Source organism: Fulvivirga sedimenti (genome assembly GCF_020328055.1).
The window spans coordinates 380,325-399,063 of record NZ_JAIXNE010000001.1; the positions used below are offsets into that span (position 1 = coordinate 380,325).

The following is an 18,739-nucleotide window of genomic DNA, read 5'->3' on the forward strand; positions in this document are numbered from 1 at the left end:
ATATGGAATTTTAAAATTGTACGCATCCTGTAAATAAAAAAGATTATGAAAAATATTATGCTTTTAATGCTGGCTCTCACCGCAACAACGTTAAGCTCCGCACAGGATGCCAGTCTCCGAAAGATTGAAGTAAATGGTTCTGCCACCATGGAAATTGAACCTGATTTGTTTGAATTCAGAATGGTTTTTCGCGAGTATATGGACAGAAACAAAAAGGTTACTATGAATGACATAGAAAAGGATCTGCTCAAAGCGCTCAAAAAAGAAAATCTGCCGGACAGTGCACTGCGCGTGGAGAATATCAGCGGATTCAACTGGGATTACAAAAAGAAAACAACGGGCGACTTCATGGCAGAAAAGTCATTTTTGCTTTCCCTGAAGGATATTAAACTCATCAATAATTTCCTGGAAGAACTGGATGAAAGGGCCGTCGTTCGCGTGAACATTGCCAGTGCCACAAGCACCAGGATCGCAGAATACAGAGCACAGACGCGAATTGCAGCGCTGAAAAATGCCAAAGCCAAGGCCGCAAGCCTTCTTTCTGCCTTAGATGAAGATCTGGGTCAGGTTCTGGAAATACAGGATTTGAGCTATGATGAAGATCGCCCGATGGTTAAAATGGCAATGTCAGACAGTGAAACCTATCAGTCGAATATTGAGTACAAAACCATATCAATAAAATCTAATATTCGGGCTGTCTTTGAAATCAAATAAATTTAATATTCAATATTTCTTGTTTTTGTACAATTTTTTCCGTACTATACTCAGTACGTCCAATTAAAAAAAAATGATATGCTGAAAGAATTTCGAAATGATGAAAAGTATGATACTGTATTGAACAGGGTGTTGGAAAAACTCGAAAAAAGTGGATTTGAATCTATTCGTGCCGACTTTCCTGAAATGGAAAAGCCTGCGAGACTGGTAGGACAGTCAAACGAGGATATTTTCATACCTGACGCCACTGCCTTGTCCAAGAACGGTAATAAGGCATACTTTGAAATATCGAGAAAGGTGGATGAGCCCAACAAGCTCGTGAATAAATGGAAATTACTTTCAACACTTGCCGATCTGAAGAACGGGGTGTTTAAGATTTTCGTTCCTCACGGATCTATGCGTTTTACGCAGGAAATTGTAAATCGCTATAACATAAAAGCAGACCTGGTTAAAATCTAACCCGCCATTCAATTCATAAATAAGAAGCCGCACAAGCGGCTTTTTTTTATGACACAGGTTGAAATCAGCTAGCCCGAATGATCATATCCCGGATGGCAAGGACTTTTTCATCTGTCAGCGGCTTTGAAATAAACTTGATCACCGATGAACTTTGATTGGCAAGTTCCTTATCGAGATCATTATCTGAACTCGTAAGTACAACAATGGAAATATACTTTCTGATTTGTTCCGGAAGTTCTGAGAATTCATAAAGGAATCTGAATCCATCAATTACGGGCATATTAAGATCCAGGAAAATCACTTCCGGAATCTTGGAAATTTCGCTATCACTGAGCATATCCAACGCCTCCCTGGGGGATGTCGTTGAAACAATATCCCTGGAGAAATGATTGAACTCCAGTATCTTTCGATTGATGAAAATGTCAATTTCACTATCATCAACCAACATTACGCACTCAGCACATGTGTTCATGAAATAAGTTTAGCAAGCCAAGATTAAAAAATGATCTAATTAAAAAAACCAACTGGCAGCACGAAATGCTGTATCTACAACTAATTAACGTCTGACGGAAATTAAGAAAAATAAAGTTGCTGTGCAATCGGTTGCATCAGAAGTATCATACAATTTCAGCATTTTGTAAGTAATAAAAATTATATAAACTTGAACTATGGGTAGAATATATCAATCAGGTGTCATTGGTTTACTTATAATAACTGCATTTTCGTTGTTCTCAGGATGCGATGTATCCACTTCAGAAAGGGAAAAGCCGGAGACAGAATCCCTCAACAAAGACCGGGAAACTATTGAATTGATCTTTGGTCGATTACCGCATCCGAATGTCATTTCCTCCAAGCTGGAAGCAAGCGGAACAGATTTCGACTGGACATTTCTGGGTATTGGTAATTATCCCCGCCCTGAAAGAGATACACTTCGCGCCATTTTATCCGGAATTTTACTTTCCGATGTGAGTTATTTTATTGCTTTTGATCAGGGGGACCTTGAGAAGCCATATTTTGAAAGACTCAACATCCTGTCCGGAAATATGTGCCAGATATCCAAAGATGAACAGGATTTACTCAATTCTGCCTTCAGCGCAAGTATTAACAGGCGGGACTCACTGCAATTCCTTCTTGATCAAATTTATTTCCGTACTACAAAATCCTTGCAAAATGGAAGTAAAAATGACCTGTCCACCCTTTTCGCTGTCGCCAGTGTAACAGAAAATCTGTTTATCACAACATCACTCATTAACTCTTATCCGAATGACATCCTCGCAGAAGACAGCCGCTCCATTATTTTGCTGCCATTGATCCGCACCCTGCTTGAACAGGAACCTTACCTTGAGGATGCCATGCTCTTGCTCGAACAGGGCAGTCAGTCCAGTCTGGGGTCCAATCTACTCGAGCATTTACGGATAGTCGATTCTCAATTTGACCAGCTGAATGTAGAGGAAAATCTCAGAAACAGGCGTGTTGACCTTGTCATGGCAGACTCAACATTCATTAAAATGAGAAAGGAAATAGTAAATGCCAGGATGATATTGTATGAAGAACTGGAATGAAAAAGCCCCGGATTCACAAAGACGTTCTCGCCGTGCTGGTAATTCTTCTTACACTGCTCATACTTTTTCTGCTGTTTCCGGGCTAGGTCTCACGGCGCAAAACGGCGAGCGGACTATTTCGAATCACTTCTCGTGTATTCCACCAGCCTACTATTACGGTAAGTGAAACCACACCGATCAGGATATAGAATAATCCCGGAATATCCGGAGAAAAGACAATCTCAAAAAAGAATTTTGCAAGGAGAAACCCTGCCACAAGTGAGAGCAGCATACCCGTGACACCGGCCAAAACACCCAGATAAACATACTCCAGTAGCGTCATTCCCGTAATTTGTTTTCCGGATGCTCCGATTGTCCGCAGTAATGCATTTTCTTTCAACCGTGTGAATTTACTGTTTACTACCGCACCAGCGAGTACAATAAGACCGGTAGCAATACTGAACAGTGCCATAAACTGTATCACAAATGAAACCTTACTGAAAAAATCATCGATCGTCGACAGGATTAACCGAATATCAATCAGTGAAACATTGGGATAGGCAGTAACCAGCTCACGCTGATATTTATTGGCTACAACTTCATCATCAATTCGTGTAGTGAGCACAAAAATCTGTGGTGCTTCCTCCAGTATGGATGTGGGAAAGACAAAAATAAAATTCGGGGGATCCTCAGGCCAGTCCACTTCACGGATTCCCGATATATAAACCTTAAACGGCACTCCCTGGACATCAAAAACCAGCGAATCACCAATTCCAACTTCCAGGTTATCCTGCATCCCTTCAGAAATTGTTACAAAAACCGAATCATCAGCAACATGTTGCAACTGTCCATCTAACAGTTTTTCTGAGCGGGTAAGACTGTCGCGATAAGTCACGCGGTATTCCCGGGTAACCGCCCAGTTCGAAATACCATCTGTAGTGTCTGCCTGAATTTCTTTTATCGTTTTTCCCTTCACCTCTTTCAATCGGCAGGTAACGATCGGTACAAGCTGAATTATATCAAGCTCATTATCCTTTGTGAGTTCTACTACACCCTCAACCTGATCTCGTTGAATGTCAAATAAGATCGTATTCGACTGATTTTCCCGACCCACAAATTCAACCTGATTCAGCAGGCTGTTCTGTATAATATTCAGCGTTGTGATCAGGAATACGCCCAATCCGATCACAACCATCAGAATGAACGTCTGGTTATTGGGCCGGAATAAATTTGCCAGACTTTGCTTAAGAATAAATGGTCCATTGTCAGGAAAAACTTTTTTTGCCAGCCAGACAATGAGCCTGGCCATCAGATAAAGCACAACAAAGGCGACCAGCAAGCCAGCAAAAAAGCTAACCCCGAGCATCAGGCTTTGAGTTTGATAGGAAGCAAACAATAACGGAAACAGCAGCACCAGGATAATCACCAGCCACCGGCTTTTTGAAAACCTCCTGACCGGCTCGAAGGATGTGCGTAAAACTGACAGTGGTGGTATAAAGCGGACATCCAGTAAAGGCAGCATCGAAAATAGCAATGAAATCCCCAGTCCGAGCAGCAGTCCTTCCAGCACCGCATTCCATGCGATCCCAATTTTCAGTTCGAGTGGAATGAAATCCTGTAGTAACAGTGGAAGTACGTATTGAATGAATACACCAAACAGCACACCAATGATACTGCCGATCAACCCAAGCACGACAGCCTGAATCATGAAAATATGGAAGGTTTGCCATCCGCTGGCACCGAGACAGCGAAGTACTGCCACTGACTCGCGCTTCTCCTTCATGTAAATTGATACCGAGCTCGCTACGCCTATACCACCCAGAATGAGGGCAACAAAAGCGAGTAAATTGAAAAAACGATACAGGTTGGTGAACCCCTCTCCCAGGTCTTCCCTCCTGCTCTCAACGGTTTCATATGAGTACCCAAATTTTCTCACCTTAGCACGCAGTTGCTCACGAGTAACCACCACATCTCCGGCTTTCACATATTTCTTGTAGGTTACACGGCTCCCGAACTGCACCAGACCGGTGGAATCGAGCCAATCCATGGAGAAATAAACAGATGGGGTAAAAGTAGATTGCAATCCTCCCCCGTTAGGAATCTGAATGACCTCTCCAGCCATTTTAAACACCACATTCCCTATTGCAATGGAGTCTTCGGAGCTAACATCATATTGAGTCGCCAGATTCCTATCCATTATTACAAATTTCCCTGACTTCACTTTTTCCATTGCACCCGCCGGAAGGGTCTCAAGCTTACCATAAAATGGAAAATCACCCGACATGGCCACGAGTCTTACCAGCCGGGTTCCGGGTGTGGACGTCATGAAACGTGCCATGGATGCCATCGTGATTTCTTCCGACTGTTCTTCACCGATCGAATCCAGATAAGCACTAACCTCCTGGTTTAATGGCTCAGAGGCGCTCACTTCGTAGTCGGCACCAAGCAATTCCTTGGCCTGATCATTAATATTTTGCTGAAGATTTTCATTGAAGGAATTGATGGATACCAATGCTGCAATCCCGATAATCACCGAAGTGATAAAGAGGAGCAGCCGGCCGAAATTATGCCTGGCATCCCTCCATGCCATTTTCCATGCCCAGGAATCCTTCCACAGCGACTTTTTCTCCTTCTTAATTCGAATGATATAATCCATTTCAGCTTACAGTAAGACGATCTGCATGCAGCTTTCCTCCACGCAATTCAAGGATTCTGTCGGTGAAATGCGCCAGTTCCATGTTGTGGGTGACCAGCACAAGTGTTGTCCCGGATTCTCTGTTGAGCTGAAACAACAGATCTGTAACCGTCTGCGCAGTTTCTTCATCCAGGTTACCGGTAGGCTCATCGGCAAATAAAATCTTGGGTTTGGTGATGAACGCCCTGGCGATGGCCACACGTTGCTGTTCGCCCCCTGAAAGCTGCGATGGATAGTGATCACTCCGGTCACCCAATCCAACTTTAGCCAGTAGATCCAGGGCAAGCTGTTTCCCTCCGCGTTCTCCCCTGAGCTCCAGGGGAATCCGTACATTTTCCAGTGCCGTCAATGTAGGAAGCAACTGGAAGTTCTGGAATATAAAACCGACATGCTGATTTCTCATATAGGCCCTGTCGTCTTCATTCAGGGCATCCAGCCGGATTCCTGCCAGCACCACATGACCCGATGAAGGCACATCCAATCCTGCGCAAAGACCAAGTAAGGTTGTTTTACCACTGCCCGACGGACCCACAATGGACATACTATCCCCTTCATTTACAGTGAATGATATATTATCCAGAACAGTCAGTTCCCGAATTCCCGATTTGAATTTTTTGGATACATTTTCTAACGAAAGGATTTCAGCCATAGGGATCGTATGTTACAACATAAATCTAACAAACCTTATAAATAAGCGTATAACATATACAATAGTTTTATTTTTTTTGTGAACGGGGAAATTTTGGTTTAAAATTTGTTAAACAACTCATATGATCTACTTGAAACAATTATTCCTGGTTTTATGGCTGGCTCTTCCTTTTCAACAGGAGGATCCTGTCAGAATTTTATTTTTTGGCGACAGTCTTACAGCAGGTTATGGCTTATCCGAAGAACAGGCATTTCCAGCACTCGTCGAAAAGCAACTTCAACAACGCGGGGGTAATTATGAAGTGATCAACGCGGGTCTCAGCGGAGAAACCTCTGCCGGCGGAAATAGTCGAATCGATTGGATATTAAGACAGAAGATTGATATTCTGGTACTTGAGCTGGGAGCCAACGATGGTTTACGCGGCTTGCCCCTGGAGCAGACCCGTCAAAACCTTCAGTCTATCATCGATAAGACCCGGGCCAAAAATCCCGATGTACAAATCGTGATCGCGGGTATGCAGGTACCTCCAAATCTCGGTGAAGATTATGCCAGTGGATTCCGAAAAATATTCCCTGAACTGGCAAAAAATAATAACGCCGTCCTCATTCCTTTCCTGCTTGAGGGTGTAGCCGGCGACAAATCCCTCAATCTTCCGGATGGCATACATCCCAACCCAAAGGGACATCAGATCGTGGCAAGCAATGTACTGAAGGCGCTGGACGAAACACTTTAAGTAGGAAATTCTAAAAAATCCTGCTATATTTTCCTTCTACTTAGCGAAACAAGCATGTTCCACTACCTTATGTATGTAAGTTACGCTGTAACTCCACTTACCGACGCAGAACTTGAATTGCTGCTGGATACCTGCAGGAAGAATAATGAATTGCTCGGGGTTACCGGTATGCTTATGTATATCGATGGAAAGTTCATTCAGGTTCTTGAAGGAGAACGGGATGTGATCAATGGGTTGTATGATCGGATTGTGACTGATAAACGACACAAGAAAATCAGCAAGATCATAGAAGGTAAATCCTCGAAGCGAAATTTCCCCGACTGGAACATGGGCTTCAAATCAATGTCCGGCCGGGATTTTGAAAGCCTGGCGGGGTTCAATAACATTGAGGACTATTTCCTGGCCCATGAAGTGGATGAAGACAGCCATGTAACACTCATCTTTCTGAAGTTATTTTACAACAAGTACTTTAAGACCATGGATCTTATAGGCCGTTAACAATCTTTTTATACTTTTGTGGGCCTATGGAAATCTCAAACCAACCGGATTTTAGTAAAGGACTTATACCCGCTGTAATTCAGGATTATTTCACACGCAATATCCTGATGGTAGGATTTATGAATGAGGCGGCATGGAAAAAAACGCTGCAGGAAGAAAGAGTCACCTTTTACAGCAGAAGCCGAAACACTCTTTGGACGAAGGGTGAAACATCCGGAAATTTCATTCATGTAAAGCAGGTTCAGCTGGATTGTGATGCAGATACGATTCTCATCCAGGGAATTCCTGTTGGCCCGGTATGTCATACTGGTGCGCTTACCTGTTTTGAAGACCGGAATACAGGAACTGATCTTACATTCCTTGAGGAAATTATCCGCGAAAGAAAAGAGAACCCGAAAGATTCGTCTTATACCAGCGATCTTTTTCGCCGCGGCATCAATAAAATAGCACAGAAAGTTGGCGAAGAGGCCGTTGAACTGGTTATTGAGTCTAAAGATGACAATAAGGATCTTTTTCTCAATGAAGCAGCCGATCTCATGTTTCATTACCTGGTTTTGCTGCAGGCCAAGGGATATCAGCTGGAGGATGTGCTGGAAGTACTCAGAAATCGCCATAAATAAAAAAGGAATTGTCACCTCCCCTACACCTGCCTTAATTTCGGTCGGTTAGATTTGTAAATAAAAAGGTCATGCAGGAAGAAAAAACAATTAACGGGTACCCCTTTATCAGGTATCAGGGTATTGAGTTCACCGAAACTGAAACAACCCGGCAAAGCGAAGAGTTTTTCCGGCAAATGCAAACCAGACGATCGGTTCGCGACATATCTGACCGGCCCGTACCCTATCAAGTAATAGAGAATCTTGTAAAAACAGCATCCTCCGCTCCTTCGGGAGCCAATAAACAGCCCTGGACATTTTGTATCGTTCGTGACCCTGCCGTTAAAAAGTCAATTCGCGAGGCAGCTGAAAAAGAAGAGTATGAAAGTTATCAGCACCGGATGAGTGAAGAATGGCTGGCCGACCTTAAACCATTGCAGACCGACTGGAATAAACCGTTCCTTGAAAAAGCGCCCTACCTCATTATCGTATTTAAACATGTGTACGAGAAGGGTGAAGACGGCGCAAAGAAAAACAACTACTATGTTAATGAGTCGGTTGGACTGGCGTGTGGTTTTCTGCTTGCAGCAATACATAATGCCGGTCTTGTATCACTGACGCACACCCCCAGCCCGATGAATTTTCTTACAAAAATTTTAAACCGTCCGGAAAATGAAAGGCCTTTCCTGTTAATTCCTGTAGGCTATGCCGAAAAAGATACATTTGTTCCCAAAATCAGCCGAAAGTCATTTGACGAGATTGCCAAATTGTACTAATACCCGTTATCAAACAGGAAGTTTTCATATTGTCCGTTAACAAAACGGCGACAACTCAGCTTTGAACTGATGGCATCCGGCTTCAGGGTGGATTTGCCCAGCAACATACGTACACATTCCTGAATACCCTCGGTGATGCTTGGGTGCGGGTGCACACATTCAGCCAGTTCCTCAATGCCCCTGTCCATGCTGATAAGCAATGCAACTGCCTGTATCGCACTCGAGGCATGGATTCCCACGACACGCATTCCCAAAACTTTCATTTCAGAGTCATCGGTTACAAGTAATTTTATAAATCCTTCGGTATTCCTTTTTGCCATGGCCCTGGGAATAACGCTGTAATCAAGGGTAACAACGCGATAGTTCAATCCACGCGCCTGTGCCCTAAGCTCGTTCATGCCTACACCAGCAACTTCCGGGTGCAAAAACATGATTGTCGATATATTCTCATAGATCAACTGCCCTGGCGTACCGAATATCTTCTCAACGGCATGCCTTCCCTCCAGTTCACCCACGTTTACAAGAGCAATGTCCTGGGTAAGATCGCCTACAGCGAAGATATTATCCTCACCGGTCTGACTGTCATCATTGTCGATCCCCCGCCCATTGAATTGAATATCCAGGTTTTCATTCCACAACCCGTCAATATTCGGCACCCTGCCCACAGAAATGAGCGCTTTTTCGACGTGATGGATTTCGCGCACACCATCCACCAGCTCAAGTTCGTATTCCACCCACTCATCTTTCTTTTCAAGTCTCACCAGTTTTGCCCCCCGATGGATGATCACCCCTGCCTTCAGTAGATTCTTTTCGATCACATTCACCACATCGTTATCCTCAAATGGCAGAATATGTTCTCCTTTTTCTATCAGATATACTTTTGTCTTGCCGAAGCCTGAAAATATGGTAGCGTATTCACAACCAACAACACCGGCACCTACGATTACCAGACTCTCCGGAAAATGATCCATGTTTTCAATGCCGTTACTGGTCATGATCACGGTTTCATCAACTTCGATATCATCCAGAATTCTGGGACGACTTCCGGTGGCGAGAATGATATTATCTGCATATACCACCTCTGTTACCCCATCCTGGGTGATTTCAACTTCATGCTTACTTAAAAGACGTGCTGAACCGGTTCGAAAAGCCAGTAAATCCTTGTATGTCTCCGAGGTGCGAAGCAGCTCCAGGTGATCCTGTAACAGCCATTGCCGTTCCTGGGTTGCTTTCTTAACCTCACTCTGAATTTCCTTAAAATTTATTTCCGGCCGCTGGATGCTGTATCTTGACAGGTTCCCGTTGAACTGGCGAACCTCCCGGGAAATCTCCCACCACGTTTTTGATGATAATGCACCATTGATCACACCGGCTCCTCCTACCTTATTCTTTTCAATCAGTAACGTACGTTTTTTGAAATCCATAGCCCGCATAGTGGCGGCATAGCCTGCCGGGCCTGCACCGATAACAACCAACTCGAAGTGCTCCATAGACGTGTTCATTTGTGCCTAAAATAAGCATTAACATGTAAACCTTCATAATGCATGTATGAGCAATCGATTTTTTGTATATTTCTGTAATGAAACTCATCTCAGAGATTGTCATTAACAAACCTGCTTCCCAAATATGGGACTTCATAAATAATCCGGCATATTTTGCCCTGTGGCAAAAGGGATACGAATCAACTGTACAGATTTCCGGCAGTCCGGGGGTTGAAGGATCCACCGCCCAGCATGTATACATTGAGAATGGTAAAAAATTTACGTTTACCGAGGAGGTTCTCAAAACCGAACCGCCTGAATCCATTTCCGTCGTGCTGGATCATCCGGTGATGAGCTACGCAATCACCACAACCCTCACGCCTCACCAGGATATTACCAATGTTAAAATGTCTAACCAGGTTACCCTTAAGGCTTTTAGTTTCAAGGTTCTCGCGCCCTTCTTAAAAAAGACATTTCTTAAAAGGCAGGATGAAGATCTTTCAAGACTAAAAACGGTCCTGGAATCCCGCAAACCTGATTCAGATGACGATCCTGTCTAAAAAACATGTAAACCAAATACCGTCATAAATATTCAGGTCGGCTACATGTTGAGGAAGCACGTATTCGTGTATGGCTCGATGCAAAACGTTTCAACAATTTGGTTTGATAGAGATTATAACCTACTGCTGTTAACCACGTTTACGGATACCGGAAGTGAAAGTGTCCTCTGGATGAATCATCATATGCAACATGATGCAGGCGTCGCCAACTCTGAAACAGTCCTTAATTCAGGGGAAGTAATGGTAGTGTATGGAAATATCAGGGACATTAAAAAAATGCTGGAAAAGCAATAAAAAAAGAGCGGGAAGCTTAACCCCCCGCTCTTCATAACCAAAACACCAAAAAACTAAGCTTCCTGAAACGTTTTCACCGCTTCACTAAGATCATAGATCTTTAATCCTTTCACGTTCTTTTCCAAAATGCTGGAACCCGCCGCAGATCTGTAGCCACCGGCACAATGTACCACTACAGGCTTGCCCTGTGGAACTTCAGAAGAACGTTCACGCAGTTCCGGCAGCGGAATATTAACCGCACCTTCGAAAATCTTTCCGCCTTCCACTTCAGTGCGGTTCCGTATATCGATAATTGTATACTTCTCAGGGTGAGCTGAAAAATCTTCAAGGTTGAGCTTATCCGTTGACGCGTTTCCATGATCGAAAACAACCGCACCTTTGATATGATTCTCATATCCGATTTTTGCTGACCTGCGTATATCACGCTCTAAAGACTCTTTATCGGCAGCAACCAGGTAAAATGCCTCCCCGGGATCCACAATTGCACCCAGCCATGTTTCAAACTTATCCCCATCCTTGCTCATCACATTTAACGAACCAGCGACATGGGATTTCTTAAATGCCTCCTGTTCGCGGGTATCAATGATGATTACATTTTTTTCCATCTGATCCGTACTGTTCAAACGTGGAACACGTTCCACCGCTGCTTCCATTGGTTCGGCACCCTTGCGGTTCAGGTCAACATCATACGGGAAATATTTCGGAATGAAAGACTGTCCTTCAAGGTACGACTCGATGAACGTTGGCTCATCCTTCAGCTGAAATGCCCAGTTACTTTCCTTTTCCCGTCCGATCGTGCTAAAAAGATCATCACTCATGTTTTTTCCACATAATGAGCCTGCACCATGAGCCGGGTAAACCAGGACATCATCTTCCAATTCAGCAAATACATCGTGAATCGTTCTGTACATCATTCCCGCAAGTTCCTTCTTGCTCACCTGAATATTACCAACACCTTCTCTCAAATCTGGCCGTCCAACATCACCTACAAAAAGACTGTCGCCCGTAAATACTGCTTTCTCGTTTCCATTTTCATCCAGCACCAGGTAACTGTTATGATCGGGAGAGTGTCCTGGGGTGAACAATGCCTTGAACACGACCTTGCCGATTTTCACCTCGTCGTTATGTACCATCGGGGTAAACTCATAGGATACACCTACCTTCGGATTCACATAAATGACGGCTCCGTACTTTTCTTTAAACTCAATGTGGCTGCTGGCGAAATCCGCATGTGGATGCGTTTCAAATACAGCGACAATTTTTGCATTATTTGCATTAGCAAAATCAACATATGGGGTTATATCCCGTCCCGGATCCACTAATGCCACTTTTCCATCGCTTTCAATGGCATATGAGCCATGAGCGAGTGATTTATCATATATCTGTTCTATTTTCATTTCTAAATATTATGTTCTGTTCAATGATACGTTTCCCTGTGAAGACAGTTTGTAACCTTTGTTACACTATAAAAACAACTCTTTTACAATCATGAATGAGCCCATTACCAATACAAACCATCCAAATCCCTTTTTCAGTTTATTCCCGTCGATAAAGGTTGATAAGTATGAACCTGCAAATATACCTACAATTGATATTGAAGAAAAAATCATCAGGAAGGTCCAGTCGATAGGCTGGTCGGCCTGAATATCACCAATAAATCCAATCAGTGACTTGGCTGCAATAATGAGCAATGAGGTTCCGACTGCCATTTTCATTGGCAGTTTGGCAAACAATACCAATGCCGGTATAATCAGGAAACCGCCGCCAGCGCCGACAAGCCCGGTTAATACTCCTACGACCGCACCTTCGATCAGGATCATGGGATAATTAAACTTGGGCTTCTGGTTTTCATCCTCATTTTCGGCCGGCTTTTTCTTGTCCTTGATCATCGAATAACTCGCAAAGATCATAAGGAGCGCAAACAGCAACAGTATACCTACATCCTTGGTCACAGCCAGATTTCCCAGGTTGAACCAGTTATCCGGCAGTGCCGGTACGATCCACATGCGTGTGGAATAAACCGCTATGAATGCGGGGATCGTGAAAACAATCCCTGTTTTGAAATCCACCAACCCTTTACGCGCATAATTTATCCCTCCGATCAATGAAGATAATCCAACAATAAACAACGAATATGCTGTAGCCAGGACAGGTTCCACACTAAGGAGATATACCAGTACCGGTACGGTTAAGATGGATCCTCCACCTCCGATAAGACCCAGGCTTAAGCCAATGATTGCAGCCCCGAGATATCCAATTATTTCTATTAATGTCATTTTCTTTGTTAAATTTTTGACAAAGGTAGTCCGGTAGTACAGCACCTCTCGTAACAATTGTTACACAAAATACAAAAGCCCCGGGAATACCGGGGCTTTAAATTCTCTGTAATTTATGCGATTACAATAAGGTAAGCGGCTCGTGGAATTCAGTGAGCTTCAGATCCGTTTCCTTCAGGGCATTGAACCCACCTTTAATATTCACGATCTTCTCAAAACCGCGTGACCGAAGGATAGAAGCGGTGATCAAAGACCTGTAACCTCCCTGGCAATGCAGGTAATATCCTTGATCGCGATCGAGTTCTGCCATATTCCGATTGATAAAGTCAAGCGGGAAATTAATCGTTCCTTCCACATGCTGCGACTCGTATTCACTTTCCTTACGCACGTCCAGTACACTGTAATCCGACTTGTGACCCTTGGCAAATTCAAAGGCTGTAACCTGGTCGATGGTGTCGATGTCAAATCCAGCCTTTTTCCAGGCCTCGATACCGCCTTTCAGGTATCCGAGGGTATTATCGTATCCAACGCGGGATAAGCGCGTAACGACTTCTTCTTCCCTGCCTTCTTCGGCAATAAAAACGATGGCTTGCTTCAGATCAACAATTAGAGCACCTACCCAGGGCGCAAAATTATCATCAATACCGATGAAAATGGAGCCAGGGATGTGTTCTTTCGCAAAAGCATCCTTGTCCCTCGTGTCAAGTACCAGTGCCCCGGTAGAATTCGCAACAGTTTCAAATTCCTTTGCAGAAAGAGGTGTATTCCCCTGATTCAGCACTTCATCAAAACTCTCGTATCCCATTTTGTTCATCACCGCGTTTTTCGGGAAATATTGAGGCGGTTCAACCAGGTTCTCGGTGACCTCTTTAACAAACTCTTCCCGTGTCATATCCTTTCGCAAGGCATAATTTGTGATCTTCTGATGGCCCAGGGTATCAAAGGTTTCCTTGCTCATATTTTTACCACAAGCAGAACCTGCACCATGACCCGGATAAACAATGACCTCATCACCAAGTGGCATAATCTTTTCCCGAAGTGAATCATACAGGTGCGATGCCAGGTCCTCACGCGACAAATCAGTCTTAACAGCAAGGTCAGGACGACCCACATCACCAATAAACAATGTATCTCCGGTAAAGATTGAATGCTCCTCACCTTCCTCATCAATCAACAGGTATGTTGTGGATTCCATGGTATGGCCTGGTGTATGCAATACTTTGATCTGAACGTCACCCAGATGCAAAATCTCGCCATCGGTAGCGATATGAGCCTCATAATTCGGCTGCGCATTCGGTCCGAATACAATCTCAGCACCGGTTTTTTTAGCCAGGTCTATATGGCCCGACACAAAATCAGCGTGAAAATGCGTTTCAAGGACATATTTGATCTTTGCCCCACGCTCTTCCGCCATTTCTATATAGGGCGATACTTCACGTAACGGGTCAACGATCGCTGCTTCTCCGTTCGACTCAATGTAATACGCTGCTTCGGCAAGACACCCGGTATAAATCTGTTCTACTTTCATGACTTTCAATTATTTACAGTTTCTGAATATTGAAGTCAAAGTAAGATAATTCTAAAAAAAAAGAGCGTAACGATTGTTACACTCTTTTTTGACATTCAGCAGGTCAAAAACTGACCTGAATCAGGTTTTAATGAGGCAGTCGGCTTCTAAGCAATCCGTAGACATAAGTCCCGAAGATCGCTGATACAATTGCCGCCAGGATCACCAGGAATCCATTGCCCAGAAGTATGAACATCGGTCCCGGACAGGCTCCTGTCATCGCCCAGCCCAATCCAAAAATTGTTCCGCCAATGAGGTATCTCGGAATACTCATCTGTTTCGGGTTGAATACGATTTCCTCGCCATAGAGCGATTTCATATGACTTCTTTTCAGGATTTGAACAAGAATGATCCCCACCACTACAGCGGATCCGATCACGCCATACATGTGGAAGGACTGGAATTTGAACATTTCATAAATCCGGTACCAGGAAATCACTTCTGCCTTTGTAAGTGTGATCCCAAAGACAATTCCTACGATAATATATTTGAAGTATTTCATTGCGTTCGATTATAGGGTTAGGATGTAGGGCAGTAAAACATAGGTCATAAACAGACCACCGATAAAGAAGCCAATTACAGCAATCAGAGATGGAAGCTGCAGATCGCTCAAGCCGCTAATCGCATGTCCGGAAGTACATCCCCCTGCATATCGGGTTCCAAAGCCCACAAGAAAACCTCCGACTACGATCATGATGAAACCTTTTAAGGTTAGCAATGATTCCCAGTTGAATATTTCAGTAGGAATAAAATCTTCACCCGCATTCATCATACCATATTCGGCCAGGTCCATTTTTGTTGCTTCACTGATATGAACAGCTGTGTCTGGCATCAGAAATTCATGTGCTATGAATCCTCCAATCACAGTACCAAAAACAAAAACAAGGTTCCATATCTGGCTTTTCCAGTCAAACTGGAAAAAATCGCAGTTTTTACCTGCGCCGGTCATGGCACAAATGGTCCTGAAATTATTACTCACACCAAAATTATTTCCGAAATAGATCAGCAAAAACATTATCACAGCAATGAGAGGTCCTGCAACATACCAGGGCCAGGGCTGACTGATAAACGATATTATGTCATTCATTTTTTAGAGTATTTAAATCCATGCAAAAGTAGTAAATGGTCTGCCGTTGACCGTAACAAAAGTTACATAACAGCAGACGTTTGATCTACTGCATAAACATCAACGGGTTTTTCCTTGCCCCTGAACAACATGGCGCCCAGAGACCTGATCCTGAAATTAGAAGAAATATAACTTTTTTGCAGCATATCACCTGAAACTATCAGCTGCACATCATTTTCCTTACAAACCCCGTGCATTCTCGCAGCACTGTTGAGCACATCCCCGGTAAAAATGAACTCTCGCCGCTTCCCGCGAATCTCCCCCTTGGTTACCGAACCGGCATGCAGGCTCCCTTTTATTTCCGGAAAAATCCCATATTCCCGTTGGAACATATCCCTGTTGATCTTCAGGGTTTCTTCCAGCGCAAAAAATAGTCGGTAAGCATTCTCACGTCGAAGACCCTTGTGCAACGGCCAGGTCACAATAATTTCATCCCCCACATGCTGATAAATTTCGCCCTCGTGCTGCTCAATAACTTCTGCGGTCAGGAAAAAATAATCCGATAAAAAATTGAAGTATGCCTTGGGTCCCAATTTTTCAGCAATGGATGTACTGTCATTCAAATCGACGAAAAGGAAAATTCGTTCCTCAACCATCGGACGGTGGTATGCACCTGTGAGCCATTTCAGCAGCTGGTGGCGGTCAAAGTGTTCGGCAAGATTACGTACGGCAAGGAGAAATATCGAGCCCAGACCCCACAGTAATAAAAAATGAAAAATGTATGCAAAAAGGAGTTTATCCCGGTAGCCCAGCACCAAAAACCCGATTGCTCCATAGGTTAATATGATACCTCCGACAAATATCAAAAATCGAAGCGCCAACGCGTGAATAAATGAACGGCCTTTTAGCCTGGGTCTGAAAAACCAGGTATCCAAAAAGGCCATCGGTCCGCCAACAAGTATAGGCGGCACCAAATATTCCCAGAAAAAAGATGCTGCATAAGCTGTATCAAAAAGGCTCCGCGAATAACGGATGAGCAGGGCTGAAGCACCGATCAGCAACCAGCCCAAAAGAAGCAAAAGGGTTGAAATTGTTCCTGAACGCCATGTTCCGGCATTATTCATCTTTAAAATCATTCTGCAAAGGTGTCAATTAACAGAAGCCTGTAATGAAACAATTGTTACTGAACGCTGTAGGATGTTCTTCACCTTTCCAAGGGCCCTTTGATCGGGAATTTTCTGCAATTCAGGGATTTATCCCGCCCGGATGGTAGGAATCCGGGCATTGAACCGGTTCTATAGATACGCAAACAGAATACTATGAAAATTCTACGGCCCATTATTATACTGTTATTCGTGGGATCAGCCGTTGCACTAACCGCCTGGTTCTATGTAAATAAATCTCATCGGGATATTGAATCGGAAAGCGCTTTATTTAGCGTTTCGGTCGATGATATTCTAAATGAATTCCGATCTGATGAATCGGGAAGCCTTCAGAAATATTTTGATAAGGTGGTCATTCTCGAAGGGACACTGGAACAGGTGATTCAAACACAGACGGGTAACAGAACAGTGGTCCTGTACGGATCTTCCGGCATTGCGAATTGCGAACTTTCTAAGGGTGAAGAGATCCCTTCCTCATTGTCAATCCCCAATCAAATCCATGTGAAAGGTTTGGTCACTGGTTATGATGATCTGCTTGGGGAGGTGAAACTAAGGGAAGGAAGTATCATTAAAAACGATCAATAACATGAAAACATCTGGGTATATCCTGGTCTTTACGGCACTATGGCTGGCTGCTTGTGTACACGATCCGGAATTTATTGAAGGGGATCCGCAATCACCTCAAAATCCGGGCGACATCATCCCTCCTGTTGGAACTGGTATACCCTGCGATCCGGATTCGGTGTACTTCACAAATGACATTCTTCCCATATTCCTTTCAAGTTGCGCTATTGCAGGTTGTCATGATGCTCAAACACATGAGGAAGGACTTATTCTGACAAACTATCAGAACATCATGCGCGGGATTAAACCCTTCAATCCGGGGGAAAGTAAATTTTATAAGGTGATGACATTACCCGAGACCGACGACCTCATGCCGCTGGACCCTGCGACGGGACGAGGCTATTACCTGCCCCAGGAACAGCTGGACCTAATTAAAAACTGGATACTGCAGGGCGCCCCACAAAATGAATGTACGGAATGTGTGACGGAAAACATCTCCTATTCCGGCAATATCGAACCCATCTTAAAGGTAAGCTGTGCGACCTCGAGCGGATGCCATGGAAACGGAAGCTCGAATGGAGTACTGAACACTTTCAGTCAGACAAAATCATGGGCCGACAACGGACTTCTGCGGAAGCGGGTCATCGATCAGCGGGATATGCCTCCTGGCGGCGGATTAACCGCGTGTGACATTGAAATGATCCGGATTTGGCTGGATGAAGGGGCTCAAAACAATTAAACCCATGAAACTCCCGCAGATATTGATTTTGGCAAGTTTGGTAGCACTTTCTGCATGTTACTATGACAATGAAGAAATGCTGTACCCCAACGAATCATCCTGTTACGATGCGGATGTTTCATTCGAGGTAGACATAAAACCACTGATTATAACCAAATGTGCCACTGCAGGCTGCCATGTATCCGGCACCGGAAGGGTTGTACTGGGTAGTTATTCATCCATCAAAAATATCGCGGATGACGGACAGCTCAAAGACCGTGTACTTACACGAAAAGACATGCCACCAGGCGCACCATTAAGTGCATGTGATCAGGACAAGCTGCGTGCATGGCTTGATAACGGAGCAATTAACAATTAAACCTCTAACC

General features: G+C 44.0%; 22 protein-coding genes. 12 read left to right on the forward strand and 10 right to left on the reverse strand.

Annotated elements, in window-relative coordinates; genetic code table 11:
* Positions 1 to 45 precede the first annotated feature (45 nt).
* Positions 46 to 714 carry an SIMPL domain-containing protein gene (locus LDX50_RS01665; RefSeq protein WP_225696664.1) on the forward strand — a complete coding sequence of 223 codons (669 nt, stop codon included), beginning with the start codon at positions 46 to 48 and terminating at the stop codon, positions 712 to 714.
* A gap of 78 nt (positions 715 to 792) precedes the next feature.
* Complete coding sequence (locus tag LDX50_RS01670) at positions 793 to 1,173, forward strand: hypothetical protein (RefSeq protein ID WP_225696665.1); 381 nt, start codon at positions 793 to 795, stop codon at positions 1,171 to 1,173.
* A gap of 64 nt (positions 1,174 to 1,237) precedes the next feature.
* On the opposite strand, the gene LDX50_RS01675 is transcribed toward LDX50_RS01670, so the two are convergent.
* The gene (locus LDX50_RS01675; protein WP_225696666.1) at positions 1,238 to 1,645 is read right to left on the reverse strand and encodes a response regulator; all 408 of its coding nucleotides are present in this window, start codon (positions 1,643 to 1,645) and stop codon (positions 1,238 to 1,240) included.
* A gap of 196 nt (positions 1,646 to 1,841) precedes the next feature.
* On the opposite strand from LDX50_RS01675, the gene LDX50_RS01680 reads away from it, so the two are divergent.
* Positions 1,842 to 2,735, forward strand: coding sequence for a hypothetical protein (locus LDX50_RS01680; protein ID WP_225696667.1), 894 nt, complete (start codon positions 1,842 to 1,844; stop codon positions 2,733 to 2,735).
* 82 nt (positions 2,736 to 2,817) lie between these two features.
* On the opposite strand, the gene LDX50_RS01685 is transcribed toward LDX50_RS01680, so the two are convergent.
* Together LDX50_RS01685 and LDX50_RS01690 are read right to left on the reverse strand one after the other, a co-directional pair.
* Positions 2,818 to 5,370 carry an ABC transporter permease gene (locus LDX50_RS01685; protein WP_225696668.1) on the reverse strand — a complete coding sequence of 851 codons (2,553 nt, stop codon included), beginning with the start codon at positions 5,368 to 5,370 and terminating at the stop codon, positions 2,818 to 2,820.
* 1 nt (position 5,371) lies between these two features.
* Positions 5,372 to 6,058, reverse strand: coding sequence for an ABC transporter ATP-binding protein (locus LDX50_RS01690; RefSeq protein WP_225696669.1), 687 nt, complete (start codon positions 6,056 to 6,058; stop codon positions 5,372 to 5,374).
* 121 nt (positions 6,059 to 6,179) lie between these two features.
* Here LDX50_RS01690 and LDX50_RS01695 point away from each other — a divergent pair, with 121 nt between their 5' ends.
* The 4 genes from LDX50_RS01695 to LDX50_RS01710 all read left to right on the forward strand — a co-directional run bounded on the left by LDX50_RS01695 (position 6,180) and on the right by LDX50_RS01710 (position 8,661).
* A complete protein-coding gene (locus tag LDX50_RS01695) occupies positions 6,180 to 6,791 on the forward strand; it encodes an arylesterase (protein WP_225696670.1) in 612 nt (203 codons plus the stop codon).
* Positions 6,792 to 6,845: 54 nt separating this feature from the next.
* Positions 6,846 to 7,289: a BLUF domain-containing protein gene (locus tag LDX50_RS01700; protein ID WP_225696671.1), complete on the forward strand. Its 444-nt coding sequence runs from the start codon at positions 6,846 to 6,848 to the stop codon at positions 7,287 to 7,289.
* Between the two features lie 26 nt (positions 7,290 to 7,315).
* Positions 7,316 to 7,909, forward strand: coding sequence for a bifunctional phosphoribosyl-AMP cyclohydrolase/phosphoribosyl-ATP diphosphatase HisIE (gene hisIE / locus LDX50_RS01705; RefSeq protein ID WP_225696672.1), 594 nt, complete (start codon positions 7,316 to 7,318; stop codon positions 7,907 to 7,909).
* 68 nt (positions 7,910 to 7,977) lie between these two features.
* Positions 7,978 to 8,661 carry a nitroreductase family protein gene (locus LDX50_RS01710; RefSeq protein WP_225696673.1) on the forward strand — a complete coding sequence of 228 codons (684 nt, stop codon included), beginning with the start codon at positions 7,978 to 7,980 and terminating at the stop codon, positions 8,659 to 8,661.
* On the opposite strand, the gene LDX50_RS01715 is transcribed toward LDX50_RS01710, so the two are convergent.
* On the reverse strand, positions 8,658 to 10,151 hold the full coding sequence (locus LDX50_RS01715) for a dihydrolipoyl dehydrogenase family protein (RefSeq protein ID WP_225696674.1): 1,494 nt from the start codon (positions 10,149 to 10,151) through the stop codon (positions 8,658 to 8,660). The two genes, LDX50_RS01710 and LDX50_RS01715, sit on opposite strands and share 4 nt — an antisense overlap.
* Positions 10,152 to 10,240: 89 nt before the next feature.
* Between LDX50_RS01715 and LDX50_RS01720 the strand changes: the two genes are divergently transcribed.
* Both LDX50_RS01720 and LDX50_RS01725 read left to right on the forward strand, forming a co-directional pair.
* Positions 10,241 to 10,702 (forward strand): SRPBCC family protein, encoded by a 462-nt coding sequence (locus LDX50_RS01720; protein ID WP_225696675.1) that lies wholly within the window; start codon positions 10,241 to 10,243, stop codon positions 10,700 to 10,702.
* A 45-nt stretch (positions 10,703 to 10,747) separates the two neighbouring features.
* Positions 10,748 to 10,996: a hypothetical protein gene (locus LDX50_RS01725; protein ID WP_225696676.1), complete on the forward strand. Its 249-nt coding sequence runs from the start codon at positions 10,748 to 10,750 to the stop codon at positions 10,994 to 10,996.
* Between the two features lie 53 nt (positions 10,997 to 11,049).
* Here LDX50_RS01725 and LDX50_RS01730 read toward each other — a convergent pair whose 3' ends face one another.
* The 6 genes from LDX50_RS01730 to LDX50_RS01755 all read right to left on the reverse strand — a co-directional run bounded on the left by LDX50_RS01730 (position 11,050) and on the right by LDX50_RS01755 (position 17,041).
* Positions 11,050 to 12,393 (reverse strand): MBL fold metallo-hydrolase, encoded by a 1,344-nt coding sequence (locus tag LDX50_RS01730; RefSeq protein ID WP_225696677.1) that lies wholly within the window; start codon positions 12,391 to 12,393, stop codon positions 11,050 to 11,052.
* A 66-nt stretch (positions 12,394 to 12,459) separates the two neighbouring features.
* Positions 12,460 to 13,272: a sulfite exporter TauE/SafE family protein gene (locus LDX50_RS01735; protein WP_225696678.1), complete on the reverse strand. Its 813-nt coding sequence runs from the start codon at positions 13,270 to 13,272 to the stop codon at positions 12,460 to 12,462.
* Between the two features lie 121 nt (positions 13,273 to 13,393).
* On the reverse strand, positions 13,394 to 14,800 hold the full coding sequence (locus LDX50_RS01740; protein ID WP_225696679.1) for an MBL fold metallo-hydrolase: 1,407 nt from the start codon (positions 14,798 to 14,800) through the stop codon (positions 13,394 to 13,396).
* A 127-nt stretch (positions 14,801 to 14,927) separates the two neighbouring features.
* Positions 14,928 to 15,341, reverse strand: coding sequence for a YeeE/YedE family protein (locus LDX50_RS01745; protein ID WP_225696680.1), 414 nt, complete (start codon positions 15,339 to 15,341; stop codon positions 14,928 to 14,930).
* A 9-nt stretch (positions 15,342 to 15,350) separates the two neighbouring features.
* The gene (locus tag LDX50_RS01750) at positions 15,351 to 15,926 is read right to left on the reverse strand and encodes a YeeE/YedE family protein (RefSeq protein WP_225696681.1); all 576 of its coding nucleotides are present in this window, start codon (positions 15,924 to 15,926) and stop codon (positions 15,351 to 15,353) included.
* A gap of 62 nt (positions 15,927 to 15,988) precedes the next feature.
* The gene (locus LDX50_RS01755) at positions 15,989 to 17,041 is read right to left on the reverse strand and encodes an adenylate/guanylate cyclase domain-containing protein (RefSeq protein ID WP_225696682.1); all 1,053 of its coding nucleotides are present in this window, start codon (positions 17,039 to 17,041) and stop codon (positions 15,989 to 15,991) included.
* A 183-nt stretch (positions 17,042 to 17,224) separates the two neighbouring features.
* On the opposite strand from LDX50_RS01755, the gene LDX50_RS01760 reads away from it, so the two are divergent.
* The 3 genes from LDX50_RS01760 to LDX50_RS01770 are packed head-to-tail and all read left to right on the forward strand — an operon-like array spanning position 17,225 to position 18,729.
* A complete protein-coding gene (locus LDX50_RS01760) occupies positions 17,225 to 17,653 on the forward strand; it encodes an OB-fold putative lipoprotein (RefSeq protein ID WP_225696683.1) in 429 nt (142 codons plus the stop codon).
* A 1-nt stretch (position 17,654) separates the two neighbouring features.
* Positions 17,655 to 18,371, forward strand: coding sequence for a hypothetical protein (locus LDX50_RS01765; RefSeq protein WP_225696684.1), 717 nt, complete (start codon positions 17,655 to 17,657; stop codon positions 18,369 to 18,371).
* A 4-nt stretch (positions 18,372 to 18,375) separates the two neighbouring features.
* On the forward strand, positions 18,376 to 18,729 hold the full coding sequence (locus LDX50_RS01770) for a hypothetical protein (RefSeq protein ID WP_225696685.1): 354 nt from the start codon (positions 18,376 to 18,378) through the stop codon (positions 18,727 to 18,729).
* The last annotated feature ends 10 nt before the right edge of the window (positions 18,730 to 18,739 follow it).